We start from the raw sequence: 235 nt of genomic DNA, 5'->3' as shown, positions 1-235 counted from the left end.
CAGCACCCGGTCGTTCATCTGGCCGAAAGCATCCTGTGCGCGAATGAATCTCTCGTGGATGCGTCCCCCATAGATCGTAATCGCGGCGGCCATGAAAGGCAGCGGCAGAATCGCAGCGAGCGTCAGCTTCCAAGAGATGAAGAAGCCCATCACACTCAATATGGTCAGCATGAACAATGTCGAGTCTACGAAGGTCAAAATCCCAAACCCCGCTGTCGTCGAAACCGCCTGCAGG

The 235-nt window shown here is 55.7% G+C and carries 1 pseudogene; it reads right to left on the bottom strand.

The features are described from left to right. Positions 1–235: pseudogene (locus KVT27_RS26945) on the bottom strand (multidrug ABC transporter permease/ATP-binding protein); the annotation flags it as partial.

Source organism: Lysinibacillus sp. GbtcB16 (genome assembly GCF_019091145.1).
GTDB classification, from domain to species: Bacteria; Bacillota; Bacilli; order Bacillales_A; family Planococcaceae; genus Lysinibacillus; species Lysinibacillus fusiformis.
This window is presented reverse-complemented; position numbering and strand designations above follow the sequence as displayed.